General features: G+C 73.8%; 16 protein-coding genes. 4 read left to right on the top strand and 12 right to left on the bottom strand.

Annotated elements, in window-relative coordinates; translation table 11 throughout:
• Nucleotide 1: 1 nt before the first annotated feature.
• The 11 genes from OG294_RS21445 to OG294_RS21395 form a co-directional block, all read right to left on the bottom strand.
• Nucleotides 2-823: a phosphate ABC transporter ATP-binding protein gene (locus OG294_RS21445; protein ID WP_327068136.1), complete on the bottom strand. Its 822-nt coding sequence runs from the start codon at nucleotides 821-823 to the stop codon at nucleotides 2-4.
• A gap of 65 nt (nucleotides 824-888) precedes the next feature.
• Complete coding sequence (locus OG294_RS21440) at nucleotides 889-1833, bottom strand: sortase (RefSeq protein WP_327068135.1); 945 nt, start codon at nucleotides 1831-1833, stop codon at nucleotides 889-891.
• Nucleotides 1830-3809, bottom strand: a complete 1980-nt coding sequence (locus tag OG294_RS21435) for a substrate-binding domain-containing protein (RefSeq protein ID WP_327068134.1) — start codon at nucleotides 3807-3809, stop codon at nucleotides 1830-1832. Before OG294_RS21435 ends, OG294_RS21440 begins: the two co-directional genes overlap by 4 nt.
• Nucleotides 3810-3859: 50 nt before the next feature.
• Nucleotides 3860-5017, bottom strand: a complete 1158-nt coding sequence (pstA, locus tag OG294_RS21430) for a phosphate ABC transporter permease PstA (RefSeq protein WP_327068133.1) — start codon at nucleotides 5015-5017, stop codon at nucleotides 3860-3862.
• Between the two features lie 47 nt (nucleotides 5018-5064).
• Nucleotides 5065-6087, bottom strand: coding sequence for a phosphate ABC transporter permease subunit PstC (pstC, locus tag OG294_RS21425; RefSeq protein WP_327068132.1), 1023 nt, complete (start codon nucleotides 6085-6087; stop codon nucleotides 5065-5067).
• A gap of 155 nt (nucleotides 6088-6242) precedes the next feature.
• The gene (locus tag OG294_RS21420; RefSeq protein ID WP_327068131.1) at nucleotides 6243-8966 is read right to left on the bottom strand and encodes a hypothetical protein; all 2724 of its coding nucleotides are present in this window, start codon (nucleotides 8964-8966) and stop codon (nucleotides 6243-6245) included.
• Between the two features lie 182 nt (nucleotides 8967-9148).
• Nucleotides 9149-9748 (bottom strand): hypothetical protein, encoded by a 600-nt coding sequence (locus OG294_RS21415; protein ID WP_327068130.1) that lies wholly within the window; start codon nucleotides 9746-9748, stop codon nucleotides 9149-9151.
• Between the two features lie 109 nt (nucleotides 9749-9857).
• Nucleotides 9858-10916: a substrate-binding domain-containing protein gene (locus tag OG294_RS21410; RefSeq protein ID WP_327068129.1), complete on the bottom strand. Its 1059-nt coding sequence runs from the start codon at nucleotides 10914-10916 to the stop codon at nucleotides 9858-9860.
• Between the two features lie 306 nt (nucleotides 10917-11222).
• Nucleotides 11223-11693 carry a hypothetical protein gene (locus tag OG294_RS21405; RefSeq protein ID WP_327068128.1) on the bottom strand — a complete coding sequence of 157 codons (471 nt, stop codon included), beginning with the start codon at nucleotides 11691-11693 and terminating at the stop codon, nucleotides 11223-11225.
• Nucleotides 11686-12171 (bottom strand): hypothetical protein, encoded by a 486-nt coding sequence (locus tag OG294_RS21400; protein ID WP_327068127.1) that lies wholly within the window; start codon nucleotides 12169-12171, stop codon nucleotides 11686-11688. Before OG294_RS21400 ends, OG294_RS21405 begins: the two co-directional genes overlap by 8 nt.
• A 324-nt stretch (nucleotides 12172-12495) precedes the next feature.
• Nucleotides 12496-12924: a DUF3224 domain-containing protein gene (locus tag OG294_RS21395; RefSeq protein WP_327068126.1), complete on the bottom strand. Its 429-nt coding sequence runs from the start codon at nucleotides 12922-12924 to the stop codon at nucleotides 12496-12498.
• A 94-nt stretch (nucleotides 12925-13018) separates the two neighbouring features.
• On the opposite strand from OG294_RS21395, the gene OG294_RS21390 reads away from it, so the two are divergent.
• From OG294_RS21390 to OG294_RS21380, 3 genes are all read left to right on the top strand, one after another.
• Complete coding sequence (locus OG294_RS21390; RefSeq protein WP_327068125.1) at nucleotides 13019-14104, top strand: helix-turn-helix transcriptional regulator; 1086 nt, start codon at nucleotides 13019-13021, stop codon at nucleotides 14102-14104.
• Between the two features lie 94 nt (nucleotides 14105-14198).
• Nucleotides 14199-14648 (top strand): GntR family transcriptional regulator, encoded by a 450-nt coding sequence (locus OG294_RS21385; protein ID WP_327068124.1) that lies wholly within the window; start codon nucleotides 14199-14201, stop codon nucleotides 14646-14648.
• The gene (locus tag OG294_RS21380) at nucleotides 14645-15775 is read left to right on the top strand and encodes a DUF1648 domain-containing protein (RefSeq protein WP_327068123.1); all 1131 of its coding nucleotides are present in this window, start codon (nucleotides 14645-14647) and stop codon (nucleotides 15773-15775) included. Before OG294_RS21385 ends, OG294_RS21380 begins: the two co-directional genes overlap by 4 nt.
• Before the next feature lie 67 nt (nucleotides 15776-15842).
• Here the strand turns inward: OG294_RS21380 and OG294_RS21375 are convergent, their stop codons facing one another.
• Nucleotides 15843-16385, bottom strand: coding sequence for a MarR family winged helix-turn-helix transcriptional regulator (locus OG294_RS21375; RefSeq protein WP_327068122.1), 543 nt, complete (start codon nucleotides 16383-16385; stop codon nucleotides 15843-15845).
• Nucleotides 16386-16482: 97 nt separating this feature from the next.
• Between OG294_RS21375 and OG294_RS21370 the strand changes: the two genes are divergently transcribed.
• Nucleotides 16483-17034, top strand: coding sequence for a carboxymuconolactone decarboxylase family protein (locus OG294_RS21370; RefSeq protein ID WP_327068121.1), 552 nt, complete (start codon nucleotides 16483-16485; stop codon nucleotides 17032-17034).
• Nucleotides 17035-17036: the final 2 nt, after the last annotated feature.

Here is a 17036-nt window from a genome sequence, read left to right as displayed (position 1 = left end):
CTCAGCCGAAGCGCCCGTTGACGTAGTCGGCGGTGCGCTGGTCGACCGGATCGGCGAACAACTGCCCGGTCGGGCCCGCTTCGACGATCCGGCCCGGCGTGTCGTGGCTGGCCAGGAAGAACGCGCAGGACTGCGAAACCCGCTGCGCCTGCTGCATGTTGTGGGTGACGATGACGATGGTCAGCCGCCCGCGCAGCTCGGCGATGGTCTCCTCGACCCGGCGGGTGGAGGTGGGGTCCAACGCCGAACACGGCTCGTCCATCAGCAGGATCTCCGGCTCGACCGCCAACGAGCGGGCGATGCACAGCCGTTGCTGCTGGCCGCCGGAGAGCGCGCCACCCGGCGTGCCGAGCCGGCTGCTCACCTCGTGCCACAGCCCGGCCCGGCGCAGGCTGTCCTCCACCAGGTGCTCGCGGTGGTCCCGGCTCACCTTGATGCCGGCCAGCTTCAGCCCGCTGGCCACGTTGTCGGCGATCGACATCGCCGGGAACGGGTTGGGGCGCTGGAAGACCATGCCGATCCGGCGGCGCACCTCGGCCGGCCGGCGGCCGTGCGCGTAGACGTCCTCGCCCTCCAGCAGGACCTCGCCGGCCAGTTGGGCGCCGCGCACCATCTCGTGCATCCGGTTGAGGATGCGCAGGTAGGTCGACTTGCCGCAGCCGGAGGGCCCGATCAGCGCGGTGACCTCGCCGGCCGCCATGGTGAGCGAGACCCGCTCCAGCACCTTGTGCGAGCCGAACCAGGCGGAGATGTCCCGGGTCTCCAGGCCGCGGAGCCGGGCCGGCTCCGCCGCCAGGGGCTCCCGGGGGACGGTGGTGGTCATCGGGCGGGTCCTTTCAACAGCTCAGTAGCGGTCGGGCAGCAGCTCGGTACAGGTTCGGCGGCGGCTCAGTACAGGTTCGGCAGCAGCGCTGCGGCGTTCTCGTAGCAGGCCCAGAGCAGCGCCGCCAGCACCGGCGCGAAGGTCAGGTAGGCCGCCCGCCGGTGCCAGGAGCGCACCGCCAGGGTGGCCAGCAGCACCGTGCCCAGCAGCGCCGCGCCCCAGAGCTGGAAGGCGGCCAGCGCCCCGGTGTCCTGGGCCAGCGCGTGGTCCGCGGCGGACAGCGCGGGGCGGCCCAGCGGGTTGGGCTGCGGGTCGCCGTCCAGCCGTGCCCCGACCTGCACGGTGCCGGTCGGGATCCAGCCGGAGTCGCTGGTGGTGAGCACCATCCGGTCGGGGGCGGCGTCCTGGACGGGGTGCCCGCCGTCGCCGTAGGCGTTGACCGTGTAGCTGAACCGGCCCTGCCCGGTGGAGACGAAGATCCGGTCGCCGGCCCGCAGTTCGGACAGCCGCCCGAACGGTGAGCCGAACGAGGCGCCGCGGCCGAACAGCACGCTGACCCCGGCCTGGCCCGGCAGCGCGGTGTCCCGCCGGTGGCCCGGTCCGCGCATCAGGTCGCGACCGGTGGTGCCCTCCACCACCACGGCGTGGTGCAGGCCGATCCGCGGGATGTCGAGGATCGCGACCGGCGCACCGTCCGCCGCCGTGCCGACCGGCGCGGTGGCCTGGGCGAGCTGGTAGCGGAAGGTCTGGTAGGCCGCCGCCTGGTAGTGCATCTCCTGCAACGGGGAGAGCGCGGCCAGGTAGACCGCGAAACCGAGCAGCAGGGCGGCGAGCAGCGTGGCGGCCCAGGCCGCCTGGAGCAGCCGGCGCCGCAGGGGGGAGGGCCCGGCGGCCGGCGGCGGCTCGGTGCCGCCGGCGGGCGGGACGATCCGCTCCAGCACCACGGTGTCGTCGGTGGCGCCGGCGCCGGTGTCCGTGGGGGCCGTGGCGGGCGCGCCGGCCGGGCTCATCGCGGGCCCCCGGTGGAGCCGGCCGACCGGCGGCGGCGCAGCCAGCCGCCGAGGAACGGCGGGACGGCCACCACGGCCAGCAGTTCGACGGCGGTGATCGTGGTCAGCGCCCAGTTCTGCGGCCGGCCACCGACGTTGACCACGCTCGCCGCCACGTCGCTGGCACCGCCGCCGCCACCGTCCGGCACCACCTGGCCGGTCTGCGGGTCGATGGTGGTCCCGCCGCCGGCGCCGCCACTGCCCGCACCGCCCGTACCGCCCGAGCCGCCGCTGCCGCCCGCACCGCCGACGCCGCCGCCAGAGCCCCCGGCGTTGCCGGTGGAGCCGCCGCCACCACCGGTGGTGCCGGTACCGCTCCTGGTACCGCCGGTCCCCGCACCCGGCTTGCCGGTGGCGCCGGTGCCCCGGCCGGCCGAGCCGCCGCTACCGCCCGCACCACCCGTGGAGCCGCCGCCGCTGCCGCCCGCACCGCCCGAGCCGCCGCTGCCGCCCGTACCGCCTGCGCCGGCCGTACCGCCGCCGCCACCCGAGCCGCCCGCACCGCCCGTGCTGCCGCCGCTGCCCGAACCGGTCGGGTTCCCGGTGGGGTTGCCGGGGTCGCAGCCGAGCGGGGCGCCCTGGTGGTCGCACTCGCTGGGCATCGGGGCGTTGGTCAGGATGGTCAGCTGACCCGAGGAGTCGAAGGTCGGGTTGGGGCAGTTGCTCAGTGTGTTGGGGTCGACGTTGCCGTTGTAGCCCGGGATGTGGGTGACCTGGAGCAGCCCGCCGCGCACCAGCCCGCGCGGGATCGGGGAGTAGCCGATCGAGTCGATGCCGCTCTTGCCGGTCGCCTGGCCGCCGCAGAGCACGTAGTCCAGGTACTGGCTCAGCGCGGCGCCCTTGGCGTCGTTGAAGCGCGGCGGTGGCGGCTGGGCGGCCCCGGCCCGCGGCACGATCACGTAGCTGTAGCTGGAGATCGGGTACGAGCGCTTGTCCGGGTTGCTGTAGACGCCGTCCAGGTCCTGCTGCAGGAAGTCCGGGTCGGTCGGGGGGGTGTTGTCGTCGACGCCGCGGATCTTGGCGGCGGTCAGCGCGACCGCCACGTTGGAGGCGGTGGGCAGCGTGTAGTACCCGGCCGGGTTGAGCACCTTGACCACCGGCCAGCCGCTGGTGAGGGCGAAGGCGTACTCGTCGTAGCCGATCGCCCCGGTGTCGGCGGGCTGCTCGATGTAGTGGGCCACCTGGTCCGAGCCGTTCTGCGCGATCATGCGGCCGGAGGGCGGGAAGAACTCGGTGTAGTCGCCGCAGCCGACCTGGTTGACGCTCTGGCAGTACTGGTCCCACTGCGCCTGGTGGGTGTGCTCCATCCAGCGGGAGAACTGCGCGGTGGCGCCGGAGCCGTCGGAGCGGATCACCGGGGTGACCTGGATGTGCGGCAGCGTCTTGGGGTAGGAGGCCTTGATCTTCGGGTCGTCCCACCAGGTGATCTTCCCGGTGAAGATGTCCACGATGTTGTCCGGGGACAGCCGCAGGTCGGTGATCTGCTTGCCGCCGATCGACAGGTTGTACATGAAGGCGGTGCCGCCGGCGGTGATCGGCACGTAGGAGTAGCCGTAGGTCGGGTTCTCCGCGTTGCCGACGCCGGCCCCGTGCTGGTCCTGGGAGGCGCCGTTGTCGGTGGCGGTGCGGAACGGCACGTCGGAGGCGGTGAAGTCGTCCTGGCCGTTCTCCCACTGCTGGCGGCCCGCCGCCGAGCCGTTCGGGTTGAAGTTGAGGTTGATGCCCTGGTTGGCGACGTCGGTGCGCCACTTCTCGATGGCCGGACCCGCCCAGCTCGAACCGTCGGCGTTCAGCGTGGTGCCGGCGAAGGCGGTGCCCTGGCCGAGCAGCAGCACGAGGACGGTGAGCGCGAAGGAGAGCAGCAGGGCCGGCGTCCGGCCGGCCCCTCGACGGGCGCCCGGGGCGCGGGCGGGGCGGTGAGCGGTGGCCCACGGCATGGCGGTTCCTCCGGTACGGAAGGCGGTGGATGTGCTGACGCGGCGTCTGTTCATCGGCGGACCGCCGCCCGACGGGCGATCCTGCGGCGCTGACGGCCGCTCAGGTCGCCCGGACGCCGGCCGCCGATCAGGCGCGCGGTGACGAAGAGGACCAGCACCACGACCATCAGGGTGAGCCCGGCGGCGAAACCGCGGGCCACCATGGCGGAGTAGGGCTGGCGGACGTAGGTCCAGATGAACAGCGGCAGGCTCATCTGGTGGCCGGCGAACGGGTTGCCGTTGAAGCCGGCGGTGACCCCCGAGGTGAGCAGCACCGGCGAGGTCTCGCCGACCCCGCGCGCCATGCCGAGGATCACCGCGGTGGCCAGGCCCGGGCGGGCGGTGGGCAGCACGACGTTCCACACGGTGCGCCACTGGCTGCCGCCGAGCGCGTAGGAGGCCTCCCGCAGCGTGCCGGGGACCAGCCTGATCACCACCTCGGCGGCCCGGGTGACGATCGGCATCATCATCACGGTGAGCGCCAGCGAGGCCGCGAAGCCGCTGGGCTCCAGACCGAAGGTGAGGATCACCACGCCGAGCACGAACAGGCCCGCGACGATGGACGGCAGCGCGGTCATCGCCTCCACCAGGGTGCGCACCGGCCGCGCCGTGCGGCCGCCGACCTCGGACATGAAGACGGCCGCCGCGATCCCCAGCGGCACCGCGAAGAGCGTGGCCAGGCCCAGCTGTTCGAGCGTGCCGACCACCGCGTGCAGCGCGCCGCCCGAGCTGATCGCCGAGGTCGCCGAGGTGCGGTTCATGGTCTGGGTCAGGAAGTTGGCGTGCTCGGCCGCGGGCAGGCCGCGGACCGCGAGGAAGCCGAGCTGCTCGACGATCAGGAAGGCCAGCAGCAGCCCGGAGCTCCAGGCGACCAGGGCGACCAGCCGCTCGCGCACCACCGGCCTGGGCCACTGCAGCACACCGAGCGCGTAGCTGAAGCCCAGGAAGAGCAGGTACCAGAGGATCAGGAAGCCCTGCGCCCCGCTGAACGGCAGCAGCCGCTCGTAGAGCAGCCAGTCGAGGGCGAGCGAGCCGGCCAGGGCGGCGAACAGGGTGCCCACCTCGGCGCGGGTGACCCCGCCGAGCTTGCGGCGGCGCTCGGGCGCCGCGGGCGCGGCGGCCGGCGCAGGGACGGGCGCGGAGGTCCCGGTGAGCTGCACGGTGGTCACGGGTGGCGAGCCTTTCTCGGTGCGCGGTTCGGTGTGGGCCATCGCGGTCAGTCCGCCGTCGAGGCGCCGGAGCGCGAGCGGGCGACCACGACCCCCGCCAGCACGTTGACCACCAGGGTGAGCGCGAAGAGCACCAGGCCGGCCGCCATCAGCGCGGAGAGCGAGATCCCGTCCGACTCGCTGAAGCGCAGCGCGATCAGCGCCGAGATCGAGTTGGCCCCCGCCTCCAGCACATGGCCGGTGATCTTGAACGCCGGCGAGATGATCAGGGCGACCGCGATGGTCTCCCCCATGGCCCGCCCGAAGCCCAGCATCACCGCGCCGATCACCCCGCCGCGGCCGAACGGCAGCACCACCGAGCGGACCATGCCCCACCGGGTGCTGCCCAGCGCGTAGGCCCCCTCCCGCTCGCCCTGCGGGGCCTGCGAGAAGACCTCGCGGCTGAGCGAGGTGATGATCGGGATGATCATCAGCGCCACCACCAGGCCCGCGATGAAGGTCGAGGAGGTGTAGGAGGTGCCGATGTCCCCGGTGCGCACCTTGAGGAAGGGCAGCACGCCGCCCAGGTGCAGCGCCATCCAGCGGACCAGGCCGAGGATCCGCGGCTGGAGGAAGAAGAACCCCCACAGGCCGTAGATGATGCTCGGCACCGCCGCCATCAGGTCGACCATGGTGGTCAGCGGGCGGCGCAGCCGCACCGGCGCGTACTCGGCGATGAACAGCGCCGCCGTCAGCGAGACGGGCACCGCGAAGACCAGCGCGACCACCGCGATCAGCACGCCGTCCGGCAGCACGGCCGCGATGCCGAAGACGTGCGCGGCCGGGCTCCACTTCTGGGTGGTCAGGAAGGACCAGCCGGTGGCCCGGAACGCGTCGCTGCCGCGGATCAGCAGGAAGGCGGCGATCAGCCCCATGATCGCGAAGACCGAGTAGCCGGCCAGCCGCAGCACGATCCGGAAGACCAGGTCGCCGCGGGTGGCGGGGGCGGTGATCCGGCGCGGGCGGTCCAGCTCGGCGGCGCCCGGCGGCAGGGGTGGTGGCGGGGGTGTCACGGGCGGTGCAGTGGTCATGGCGGATCTGCTCTCCGGCTCCGAAGGGATGGGCGGTCCCCGGCCAGCCGGGGAAGGGCGGTCCTCGGGCCGGTCGGCCGGGCCCCCGGAACGGAGGGGCCGGCCGACCGGCGGACCGGGGCAGCGGGCGACGGGCGACGGGCGACGGGCAGGCCCTAGGCCGACGGTCCGCCGCGGCCGATGGCGCCCCGCAGCCTGGCGACCACCCGGGCCCCGGCCGGCGTCCCGCCGAGGACCAGCCCCGCCGGGCCGCCGACCAGCAGCACCGCGCCGGTGATCAGCACCACGGGCAGCAGCACCCGGGCCACCCCGGCCCGGTCGGGCGCCGGGGTGCCGATCACCGCGACCGGGGCGGTGGCGGGCTCGGTGGTGCTCGGACCGGGCGAGGCCGTGGCGGCCGGGGAGGCGGTGGACGGGGCGGCGTCGGCGGGCGGGGTCGCACCGGAGCCGCCGTCGGCGCCCGTGCCGAGGCCACCGCCGGTGTCGGTGCCCTGGCCCGAAAGGCCGTTGCCGGAGCCGGAGTCGGCGGGCGCGGCGGTGAGACCGGAGCCTCCTGCCGTGCCCCCGGAGGTGTCCGGCTGGGAGGCCGCCGCGGGCGCGGACGGCTGGTCGCCGGTGGACACCGCAGTGACCGGGGTGGCCGGGGTGCTCGCGGGCGGGGTCGCCGCGGCGCTGGCGGGCGGGGTCGCGGGCGGGGTGGTCGGCGGCGGGGTCGGGCCGGTCTGGTTGCCCGGCAGTGCGCTGTCCTGGGCCGCGACGTGCTGGACGGCGTCCTGCGCGAAGCCCTGCTGACTTGGCGTCAGATCGGTGTAGCCGGGCCCGAGCCGACCGGGCGCACTGCCGTAGAGCTGGCCGCCCCCGAGGTCGGTGACCTGCTGGAGGAACTGCGAGACCGCCGTCGCCTTGGCGGTGTTCAGGCCGGAGGTCGGCGCCATCGCATACTGCACCATGGTCAGCGGGTAGGCGTTCGGGTCGCTCGCGTAGCTCGTCCCCGGTGCGCCGTAAGGCAGTTGCTGGGTGTAGGTCTTCGGGTCCACCGGCATGTCGTTGACGGCGGCCTGCATCGAGCCGATCGAGGGCGCCACGAAGGAGCCCTGCTGGTTGAGGAGTTGGGCCTCCGGCAGGCTGTAGGCCTCGGCGTCGGCGCTGTCGATGATGCCGATCAGCTGGCGCTGGCCGACGAAGGGGGCCGGGCAGTGCGGGTTCGAGCCGGTGCCGTCCTTCAGGACCAGCAGGCAGGTCGGCTGGTCCGACAGGAGGTGTCGCACGGTGTCCGTGAGACCGCTGAGCACCGGCGACCACTCGTACTGCTTCATGTGGTTGTCCGCACCGGCCGGCGGCGGGCCGACGTAGCCGGTGCTGTCCTGCGGGATCAGCGTGTCGACCGGGTAGCCGGAGAAGGCGGGACGCTGGTAGTAGGGGTCGACGTGCATGCCCCACGGGTCGGCCGAGCCCTGCAGGAAGGCGGCCGCGTCGGGGTCGGCCGCGATCCAGCCGGTGAGCTGGTGGACCATGTCGGTCGAGTTGCCGACCACGATCGGCAGGCTCTGCGGGTTGCTGGTGTCGCAGGCCGGCCACTGGAGCGGGGCGATCGAGCTCGCCGGGTTGAGCGCCAGGAACTCCGGGTCCTCGAAGAGGCAGCGCGGGTTGCCGGCCACCGAGGCCGGCGCGAAACCGGCCGGGGACTGCGAGTAGGACTGGGTGAGCTCCTTGGCCAGCAGCCGTGCGTTCAGCCGCAGTTGCCGGATCTGCCGGCCGGTTGCCGGGTCGTCCACCTCGAAGACCACGGAGACGGCGGAGTTGGCGAGCGGCACGTAGACGTAGGGCCGGGGCGCCGGGGCGGTGTCGGGCCGGGAGGTCAGCGCCACTTCGGCGCCACCGCCCCCGAGGAAGGTCTGCCGCGCCTGCGGCTCGCCCTGGGAGGTGTAGCCCGCGTAGATCGGCGATGCGGCCAGGCAGGCACCCGCCCGCCACTGCTGGATCGCGCGCTCGGCCATCGGCAGGCCGGCGGTCGCGAAGTCCGCGCTCGCGGCCTTGCAGCTGTCGGCGGTCGGTGCGAAGGAGAGCGGCACGACGGTCCGCTCGTTCCAGGCGCACCCCTCGCCCGAGGCGTTCCGGTTCACGTAGTTCTGGCTGAACAGCTCCGAGTCGGTGGCCAGGTCGAGGCCGCTCACGGTGTCGTAGGTGTGCACGTCGCAGTGGAGCGCGCCGGTCTTGTCGTGGCCCAGGTAGGCGGTGAGACCGCGGCTGTCGCCACCGTAGTTGGGCTCCACCACGATCGAGCAGGGGTGGATGGAGTCGCAGCCGAGCGAGGGGCTCTGCTGCGAGGTCCAGGTCTCGATGTCCGCCGCCCCCGTGCCGTCCGCCCCGGTCACCCCCATCACCATGTTCGTGGGCAGGTCGGGCGTGGTCGTGCCGGCCGGGCGTCCGGGCTGCTGGAAGCCCTTGGTCCGGTCGCCGCCGTAGAGGGTCGAGCCGTAGCAGTCCGTCACCTGCGGGTCGGTCCCGCGGCACTCGTAGACGCGCACCGCGTAGCGCACCGTGCTGCTGCGCGGCTGGACGTTGGTGGCCTGCGCACCGTTGGCCGTGTAGACGCTGGGGGTGAACCCCTTCCAGGACACGTGGACGACCTGGTCGGTCAGATTGCCGGTCGCGGCCGCGGTCACGCTGCCGTTCGGCCCGTAGGTCCCCTTGGCCGGCTGCCAGAGGGCCGGCCCCTGGACGGTCACCGGCCCCGAGTCCGCCCGAGCCGACTGGACGGTGCCCAGGCTCAGCGGCAGCACCGCGAGCAGGGCGAGGACCGCCCAGGCGACGGTGGTGGACAGCCAGGCTCTGGCCCACCACCCGAGCCCTCTCGGGCTTCGGTCTCGGACTCTCATGAGGGAACCTCCGGCAGTGCACGGTGCGGGCGTGCGACGAGTACGGGGCCTGCAATGGGTACTGGCATGCGAATGGACCCACGGATTCCCGTGAGTCCATTCGCCCATGGGCATATGACGCTTGATGGCCGGTCAGATGTACGAGGCCCCAACCGGGCCCCGATGGCAGGGGTCCGCGTCGGTCAGCTGCCCGCGGTGAAGGTGAGCACGCCGGTGCCCGCGTGCTGGCGGGCGGTGAAGAAGGTGGTGGCGAGGTTGGTGTCCGCGTAGCTCGCGGCCTGGGCGTCGATCTCCAGGTCGCTGGAGGTCAGGGTCTGGGTGGCGCCCGCGGCCGTGATGACCGGGCGGGCCGGGTCGAGCAGCTTCACCGGGGTGGTCTGGCCCAGCGGCACGCCGGTGACCGCCCACTGGCCCGCGTTGAAGGACAGGTTCGTGAAGATGACGGTGCGGCCGTTGGTGACGTTCACCAGCAGCAGCCCGCCGCCGAGCTGGACGGTGCCGTAGAACCCGTTCAGGTTCGCCGCGCCGCCGGTCACCGGGAAGGTGGCCGAGAAGCCGGTGGCGGCGCTGAAGCCGGGGGTCGCGTTCGGCAGCGCGATGGCGAGGATGCCGTTGGAGGCGGCGTTCTGCAGGAAGGTGCTGTCCTCCTGGACCGCCAGGCTGCCGGAGGCGGTGGTGGTGGCCGGGGCGGCGGCCAGCGCGCTGCCGCCCGGACCGGTGACGGCCAGGGCGGCGGTGAGGACAGCGGCGGCGGCGGCGATTCTGACGCTGGTGCGGCGCATGGTGATCTCCTTCGTGCACGGGCATTGGGCGGGGAGCGGACCGGCGGCCAGGGGAGGTTCCCCTGGCCGCCGGGTGTGGCGCTGTACGACTACCGGTCGAGCGGTTGGATCAGGAGTGGGTCACGGCGCCGCAGGCGAACAGCGGCAGGGCCTGGAAGCCGTAGCTGGCGATGTCGGCCGCGGCGGTGGGGTCGCTGCAGATCCAGCCGGTGCCGCCGAAGATGTTCTGCAGCGCGGTGGAGAGCGTGCCGGTGCCGTTCAGCTCCGAGTCACGCAGCACGTTGTAGACCGTGCGGCCGTAGTTGGTGGCGGTGAAGGCCGGGTTCAGCGCGTTGCCGGCGATCGGGTTGGTGCCGTCCACGCTGCGCAGCGACAGGTAGCCGGGGGCGTCGGTGGTGGTGGTGTGACCGCCCACGGTCTGGCCGATGTAGTGCGCGGCGGAGTACGGGAAGACGGCGTTGACGTCGTTGAACACCGCGTCGGTGCCCTCGTTCTCCTCCGGGGTGTAGGCCTTGACGCAGGAGCCGGGGGTGACCGAGGTGCCGCCGCCGATGGCCTGCAGGAAGAACGCCCGGGTGCCGGAGTTGACCTGCGGGATGTAGGCGTCGATCGCGGCGTTCGGGCCGGTGTAGCCGGAGACGTCGGTGATCTGGTTCCAGTTGGTGATGGAGCAGGTGTAGATGCCGTTCAGGTCGGCGGTGCTCAGGTTGGCCGGCGCGTTGCCGCCGGTCTTGCCCGCCCAGGAGACGGCGTCACGGGCGAAGGCCACGAAGTCGTCGGTGCTCGGGTCGGTCGACTGCGGGGCGCGGGAGGAGCGGGCGAAGTTCACCGTGGAGCTGGTGTTGTTGTTCAGCGCGGTGATGCCGGCGCCGGAGCCGTTCGGGCGGGCGATGCTGGTCGCACCGGTCTTCGTGGTGATGTTGCCGGCCGGCGTGGCGTCGTAGCTGTACAGGCGCGGCGAGGTGGTGTCACCGGCGGCGGTCAGCGAGGCGTTGTAGTCGGTCGAGAACTGGCCAAGCACGGCCTGGATGGTGTCCGAACCCACGCCCACGATGTCCTGGGCGGCCGGGGTGACGGTCGGGTCGGCGCTGGCCTGGCCGGCGGCGACGGTGGCCAGCGAGGTGGCGATCGCGGCGGCGGCGAACAGCTTGGCGGCAGTGTGACGCATGGTGCTTTCCTCCGGTGGGAGAGGCAGGCATGACGTGTCCGGGTCCGGGGTCGGACCCGGGGTGCCAGGGGCCGCTGTCGCGTTGGCCCCTCTCGGCGGGACCGATCCTGTCCAGTCGGCGGCGGCGCCGGAAGCCTCGTCCCGGGCGGCCCAAGTACCGGTGAACTTCTGGGTTTTGTCGACTTGGTGGTTTAGTCGCAGGCCCCGCAGCCGCCGGTGCGGCCGTCACCCGGGGCAGCGGCGGCCCGGCACGGCCCGACGTTCTTCTCGCGGTGGCGATTCGGGTCGCAACTGGCAACCTGGCGGTCACCAGGGCCACCGGCCCTCGCTGCCCACGGTCCGCAACTCCCGCTCCAGCGCGTTCAGTCCGCCCCGGAAGCTCTCCACGCCCTGGCGGCACTGGTCACGCCGCAGATAGCCGCGGGCGCTGCGGGCGATCGGCTCCTCGGCGAGCGGGCCGGGGCGGGTGGTGCGCGGCGGGAGGTAGGCCGACCAGCACCAGGCGCGCGAGGCGTCCTGTACGAAGGCATAGCGCAGCGAGGCCCGTTCGATCAGCAACTCGCGCAGTGCGGCGGCGAGTTCGGGCTCCGAGCGGTAGAGGCGGGCGGATCTGGCGAGCTGCCGCCCGTTGCTCGCGGCGAGGGACCAGCCGACCAGTCGGCCCGCGCCCTGCACGGCGAGCAGGCGCGGGCCGCGGGGGGCGGGGCGTCCGGCGGAGCGTCCGGCCGGGCGTTCGGCCGGGCGCTCCGCCGGATGTTCGGCCGGGCGTTCAGGCATCGCCGCCGGATCTCGGCGGTCTCAGCGATCCGGGCCGGTCGGCCCCGGCCAGGGGGGAGCGCTCCCGCGCCGCGGTCGGCGGGTCCGCCGGTCGAGCCGTCGAGTGGGCCGGCGGGTCGACCGCCCGAGCCGTCGGGTCGGTCCCCGGGCGGGCCGCGGACCGGCCGGCCGGCTGGCGTTCCAGCAGCGCGGTGAACCGGCGGAACGCGTTCTGGCAGGTCGCATAGCGCTCGTAGGCCCGGCTGGAGCGCGCCTCCGGCACCCCGCGCGGGCCCGGGACCACCCAGATCCAGCCGATCCCGTCGCGCACGTGCGTGATCCGGGCGGTCAGCTCCACCGCGTACCCCCGTAACGCGGCAAAGGCCAGGTCGGCCTCCTGCGGCGACTCGTGCACCATCGCGGAGACCGCCACGATCCGACCGTTCGGTGCCTTGAGCTGCCACTGGTAACGGCCGTTCGCCACACGCTCGATCTGCACTCCGCCCCGGACCGTGTCCGCCCCGGACCGCCCGCCATCAGCTTGGCCCACCCGGCCCACCCGCCCCGTCCCCGGCGCCCCGCGGCCCCGCGCGGTGGCGAGAACACGTGGGCGTCACGTAGAGATCCCGTGCTCGGCACCCAATCGGCGCAACCGTATGTGTGCGGAACTGGACACGGATAGAGCGGATGCCCGTTCGGCAGCTCTATTGGCCGGGAAGTTCTCCCCCGTTAATCTTCGGCGGGCCCGGGGCCGGACGGGAGTGCCGCGCCGTGGCACAACTGCCTTGTGGGGCAGGCGAACTGAGCAGATGTGCGGTGGCCGTCAGCCGAGGCCGTGGTACCCGAAGGAGTAGGACACCGCCGGCTCCCCGGGCACGGTGACGTAGGAACCGCTCCCCCGCAGCCCGGTCAGCTCGCCGGTGCCCGAGTCGGGGACGACCTCGAAGGCGCAGCGCACGCTGCCGTCCTCATGAAAGGTGCCGCGCTGCTCGATCACGAAGCCGCCCGTGCGGCCGTCGAGCCGGCCGGTCAGCAGCTCGAGGCCGTTGAAGGCGCCGGTCTTCCCGGTGGCGTAGCAGAGGGTGTACTCGCAGACGGTGCCGGTCGCCTCGATGCCGCCGGTGTAGTCGTTGGCGACCCGGGCCCGGGCCAGCCGCGGGGCCGTGCCGCCGGCGCCGATCGGGTGCTCCTGCCAGTCGGTGGAGGTGAAACGGCCGGTGGTGGTGGTCGTGTTGCTGCTGGTGTCGGTCATGACGGTCCTCTCGGTGGGGTTGCCCGCACCACCCTGGCCGGGATACCTGCCACCTTCTGTCAGGTATCCCCGCCGGTTCCGGCAGGATGGCCGGATGCGCGCCGACCGCCTTCTCGCCCTGCTGCTCCTGCTGCAGAACCGCGGCCGGCTGACCGCCGCGACGCTGGCCGCCGAGCTGGAGGTGTCGGTCCGGACCGTCTACCGCGATGTCGAGGCGCTCGGCGCAGCCGGCGTCCCGGTGGTCACCGAGCGCGGCCCGGCCGGCGGCTACCGCCTGCTGGAGGGCTACCGCACCCGGTTGACCGGGCTGACCGACGCCGAGGCCGGCTCGCTCTTCCTGGCCGGCGCCCCCGGACCAGCCCGCGACCTGGGCCTCGGGGCCGCGCTCACCGCCGCCCAGCTCAAGCTCCAGGCGGCGCTGCCGGAGCAGGCGGCGGCCCGGGCCCGGCGGATCCAGGACCGGTTCCACCTGGACGCCCCGGCGTGGTTCCGCGAAGCCGAGCAGGTGCCGTGGCTGGGGGATCTCGCCCGGGCGGTCTGGGAGCAACAGGTGGTGCGCTGCCACTACCGGCGCTGGGGCGGGGAGGTGCGGCGCGAGCTGCGGGCGCTGGGGCTCGTGCTCAAGAGCGGGATCTGGTATCTGGTCGCACTCGCGGAGCCGGAGCCGCAGCCGCAGCCGGAGGCGGTAGCAGAGGGGGCGGGGCCGGAGGGGGCGGAGGGGTCGGAGGCGGGGACGAACGAGGCGGACGGGGTCGGGGCGGCGGACGGCGGCGAGCGGCGCGGCCCGCGGACCTACCGGGTGTCGCGCTTCCTGGCCGTGGAGCCGACCGGCCGGAGCTTCGAGCGCCCGGCGGACTTCGAGCTGGCCGCCTACTGGACGGCCGCCGCCGACCGGCTGACCGCCATGCTCCACCAGGGGACCGCCGAGCTGCGACTCTCCCCGCGCGCAGCGCAGTTGTTGCCGGCCCGCTTCGGTGCCGTCGGCGCACGAGCGCTGGCTCGGGCGCAGGCGCCCGGACCGGACGGCTGGATCCGGCTCACCCTCCCGGTGGAGTCGCCGGCCGTCGCGGTCGGCGACCTGCTCCACTTCGGCTCGGAGGCCGAGGTGGTGGGCCCGCCGGAGCTGCGGGCGGCGCTGGCCGCCGAGGTGGCCGCGCTCGCCGCCCGTTACCTGCCCTAGGGAATGGGGCCGGTCCGGAGACCACCGGCCATTGCCGTCGAGCCCTCCATTGTTCTATAAGTAATAGAGCAGACAGACAAGAGCGGGGGCCACCGTGATCCTCACCCTCGACCTCACCGGCGAGGTCCCGATCTACCAGCAGATCCGGGACCAGGTGGTGGCGGCCATCGCCGTCGGCGACCTGGTCGCGGGCAGCCCGCTGCCCGCCACCCGCCAGCTCGCAGCCGACCTGGGGATCAACTTCCACACCGTCAACAAGGCCTACGACCTGCTGCGGCAGGAGGGCCTGCTGATCCTGAACCGCAGGACCGGCGCGGTCGTCCAGCGCGACCCGGGCTCCGGCCCGCCGTCCGCCGAGTTCGCCGAGCAGTGGCGGCTGCGGCTGCACACGCTGCTCGCCGAGGCGGTGGCCCAGGGCCTGGACGGCCCCGCCGCGCTGGCCGCCTGCGCGACGACGCTGCGCGACTTCGGCCTGCCCGTCCCGCCGGTCCTGTCCGCAGCCGTACCAGACACACCTGTACCGGAGTTGGGGGATTCGACATGAGCACCACCGTTGTCCTGTTACTGATCGCCATCGGGCTGCTGCTCCTCGGCGCGGCCTGGCTGATGCCCTCGCTGGCGCTCGCGACGCTGCCGTTCGGCGTACGGGTCCCGGACGAGCGGGCCGATGCGCCCGTGGTCGGTGAGCAACTGCGGGCCTACCGGTGGTGGATCGCCCTGGCGGGCGGCGCGGTGCTGGCGGCCGGGACCGCCTGGGGGCTGGCCGGCGGCGATACCGCGGCCCTGCCGGTGACGCTGGTCGCCCTGCTCGCCGTCCAGTTGGCCGGCTACCTGCGCGCGCACCGGGCGATCGCCGCGGTCAAGCAGCGCGAGGGGTGGTTCGACGGGCTGCACGAGGGCGTGGCCGCCGACACCTCGCTGCGCACCGACCCCGCGCGCTTCCCGTGGCTCTGGTCGCTGCCCGCCGTGCTGCTGACCCTCGGCACCGCGGTGGCCGGCGCGCTGCGCTACCCGTCGATGCCGGCCCGGTTGGCGATGCACTTCACCGGCCCCGGCCGGGCGGACCGCCTGGCGGCCAAGTCGGTGGGCAGCGCCTTCGCGCCGGTCATCGCGCAGGTGGTGCTGACGCTGGTCATGCTGCTGGTCGGCTGGGCCGTCTTCCGGGCCCGGCCCGACCTGGACCCGGCACGGGTGAAGGTGACCGCCGAGCAGCACCGGCGCTTCCTGGCCCGGATGGCGCGCAGCCTGATGGTGCTGACCTTCGGCGCCGACCTGAGCATCACCGTGGCGGCCTGGTGGATCTGGGACGGCGCCCGCACCCTGTCGCCCCTCGCCCTGCTGCTGCCGACGGCCCTCGGGCTGGCCGTGGTGCTGGTGGTGGCGATCAGCAGCGGCCAGCAAGGCAGCCGGATCCCGGCGAGGCAGGCCGCGGGAGTCGCCGACGTCACCGGGGCCGAGGCCCGCAGCGGCAGGCCGGCGGTGGTGCACCGGGACGACGACCGGTACTGGCGCCTCGGCGGCCTGTGCTACGTCAACCGCGCCGACTCCGCCGCCTTCGTGCCCAGGCGCTTCGGCATCGGCTGGACGATCAACCTGGGCAGCCCGTACGGGATCCTCTTCCTCGCGCTGACCATCGCGCTCGCGGTCGGGCTGCCGCTGCTGACCGGCTGACCGGCTGCCGCTGCTCACCGGCTGACCGGTCGACCGGCAGCCGCTGCTGACCGGCTGACGTCCTGGATCAGGAGCCGAACCAGCCCGCCACGTCCAGCCGGAAGAACTCCGGCGACGCCATGGTCCGCAGGTCCTGCTCCAGGGCGCGCACCCGGCCCTCGCCCAGCTCGGCCGCCCAGCGGCCCCGCAGCTGCTCGAAGACGGCGGCCGAGCGGGCCAGCACGTCCAGCCCGCCCGGGGTGAGCCGGACCAGCTTGCGCCGGGCGTCGGCCGGGTCGTCCACGCGCTCCGCGTAGCCGAGCGCCTCCAGCCGGTCGATGGTCTTGCCGGCCGCCTGCTTGGTGACGCCCAGCCGCCGGCCCACCTCGCTCGCGCTCGCGCCCCGCACGCCGATGGCCTGGAGCGCGAAGCCGTGCGCCGGGCGCACCTGCGGGTGGCCCTGGCGGGCCAGTTCGGTGTGCAGCTCGTCGATGATCGAGCGGAAGCCGGCGAAGAGCAGCAGCGGCAGCTCGAAGCCGTACCCCGCCCGGTCGCCCGCGCCGTCGTTCGTCCGGTCGCCCGTCCCGTCGCCCGCGCCGCCGTCCGCCCCGCCGTTCAGGTGCTCAGCCATCGCTTCTCGCTCCGTCCTTGCCAAGATAGACAACCTGGTTTACGTTTTTAGTCAACCACGTTGTCCATTTTACGACGCACGAGGAGACCGATCCATCATGTCCTGCGAGCACTTCCCCACCCACACCCCCGAGACCGCCCCGGCCGCCGCCCGGCCCGCCATGGCCGCGACCGCCAGCCACCTCGGCTACCTGCCCACCCCGGTGCGCACGATGGCCGAGTCCCCGGAGCTGCTCTCCGGCTTCCTGGAGCTCAACAAGCGCTTCGAGAGCAGCACCCTGGACGCACTCGCCCGCGAGGTGCTCGTCCTGACCATCGCCACCCGCAACGCCTGCCACGTCTGCGTCGCCATGCACACCGGCCGGCTGACCGGCATGGGCGCCGACCAGTCGCTGATCACCGCCCTGCGCGCGGGCGCCGCGCTGGACGAGCCCCGACTGGAGGCGGTCCGGCTCTTCACCCTGGAGCTCCTGGCCACCTCGGGCGCCGCATCCCCCGAAGCGCTGGACGCCTTCCTCGCCCACGGCTACACCCCGCGCAACGCCCTGGAGGTGGTGCTCGGCATCGGCACCTACACCCTCTCCACCCTCGCCAACCGCCTCACCGACGCCGAACTGGACGAGCAGCTCGCCCCGTTCGCCTGGGCCTAGGA

The sequence above is a fragment of the Kitasatospora sp. NBC_01302 genome, assembly GCF_035976515.1.
In the GTDB taxonomy this organism is placed as follows: Bacteria; Actinomycetota; Actinomycetes; order Streptomycetales; family Streptomycetaceae; genus Kitasatospora.
Note: the sequence above shows the minus strand (reverse complement) of the source record. Positions and strands in the feature narration are given on the sequence as shown.